Below are 435 nucleotides of genomic sequence, written 5' to 3'. Positions count from 1 at the left end.
AGGCACTCGACGTACGACGGTTGAAGTACCGCGTACGTGTGAGATACAGCTCACAACCTAAATTACTGCTTCTTCCAAGATTGGTTCTGTTGGCCACGCCAGCAGAACAACCCTCTTTGCCTGATGACCATAGCGAGTCGGTCCCACCCCTTCCCATCCCGAACAGGACCGTGAAACGACTCTACGCCGATGATAGTGCGGATTCCCGTGTGAAAGTAGGTAATCGTCAGGCTCCCTAAGCCAGAAACCCCCGCCCGAACAGGCGGGGGTTTTTGCATTTGGGCGACGGAAATGTGCGGTGCGCGGTGCGGCATGGACAGGATGCCGAGGGTCTCGATGACCTTTCCCCTCCGAAGTATCCCACTGTAAAGTTAGTGGCAAGGCCGCAGGAGAACCCTTGTCATGAAGAAGTCGCGGTTCAGCGAAGAGCAAATT

At 55.4% G+C, this 435-nt stretch carries 1 rRNA gene; it reads left to right on the top strand.

The features are described 5' to 3' along the window. The first annotated feature begins 119 nt into the window (after positions 1–119). Positions 120–232 (top strand): 5S ribosomal RNA (gene rrf / locus HWX62_RS32875). Positions 233–435 lie beyond the last annotated feature (203 nt).

This window comes from Burkholderia sp. BCC0506, assembly GCF_902833145.1.
In the GTDB taxonomy this organism is placed as follows: domain Bacteria; phylum Pseudomonadota; class Gammaproteobacteria; order Burkholderiales; family Burkholderiaceae; genus Burkholderia.
This window is presented reverse-complemented; position numbering and strand designations above follow the sequence as displayed.